The sequence below is a fragment of the Halorubrum tibetense genome, assembly GCF_042661865.1.
Lineage (GTDB): Archaea > Halobacteriota > Halobacteria > Halobacteriales > Haloferacaceae > Halorubrum > Halorubrum tibetense.
This window is the reverse complement of the sequence record NZ_JBHSWW010000508.1, coordinates 1-1,002: the sequence shown is the minus strand read 5'-3', so window position 1 is coordinate 1,002 and position 1,002 is coordinate 1. Positions and strand designations below refer to the sequence as shown.

The 1,002-nt window shown below is 71.5% G+C and carries 1 protein-coding gene and 1 pseudogene; both read right to left on the bottom strand.

Going from position 1 to position 1,002, the window contains the following annotated elements; all coding sequences use genetic code 11:
• Positions 1-495: pseudogene (locus ACFQEU_RS16575) on the bottom strand (type II secretion system protein); the annotation flags it as partial.
• Positions 492-1,002: ATPase, T2SS/T4P/T4SS family (locus ACFQEU_RS16570; protein ID WP_379783933.1), on the bottom strand; the 511-nt coding region annotated here is incomplete at its 5' end. The gene ACFQEU_RS16570 and the pseudogene ACFQEU_RS16575, both read right to left, overlap by 4 nt.

Here is a 1,002-nt window from a genome sequence, read left to right as displayed (position 1 = left end):
GAACGCCCGAAGCCCGCTGGTCGGCCCGTTCACACAGCGCTGTTCGTGCCGTGTCAACGCCTCGGCGAGGGGGCCACGCCCGGTCCGTGCGGCGAACTCGACGGCCCGCTCGGTCGACGGATCCAGCCGCATCCGCAACACCAGCCGTCCGACGAGCCCTGGCGCGGCACCCAGCGCACGGGTCCGCCGGAGCGTCGCCAACCAGACGGGCCCCCGATGGGTGGCGTGTGTCGTCGACAGCCCTGCGATCGCTCCGGCGAGGAGCCCGGCGGGTGGGGCGACGACGAGGGTCACGACCGCGGCCACGACCAGTCCGGCGACGACCCCGAACCGGTACCCGACTTCGACGATCCGGTCGGCGGTCACGTCCCAGCCGAGGAACGCGACCGACCGCTCGAGCTCGGCGGACGCGTCCGCCGTGTCGCCGTCGCCGATCCCGCTGCCCGATCGGATCCCTCCGTCCGGATCGACAGGTCTTGAGCCGGCTTCAGTCATCCCTTGGCCCCCGTGTACCGATCCGGCGACATCCGTCCGGCGGCGGCCGCCGCGCGGATCGCGTCGGCCCGACGGTCCACGGCCGCTCGTGCCGCCGCGAACGACTCCCCGTCTCGTGAGAGGTACTCGAGGAGTCGGCTTTCCCCTCGGTCCATCCGACCGGTTGCGCGCAAACCGCTCTCGGAGCGCTCGAACAGCGGTTCGAACGCGACGTCGTCTCCGTGATCGATGACCTCACAGATGGTGTCTACTCGGTGGTCGTTCAACACGACGAGCAGGTCCGTCGCAGCGAACGACGACCGGCTGACTCCGAGGTCGGTGACCACACGCTCTCGGACCGATTCCGGATCCTCCCCGTGGATCGTCCCGAGAACCGTTTCGCCGGCAGCGCCGACACGCATCGCCTCGTACAGCGCCGTCGCCTCCTCGCCGCGGACCTCGCCGACGACGAGTGCACCCCCGCCGAGACGGAGCGCGGTTCGCACTGCCTCGCTCGGCGACGGCTCC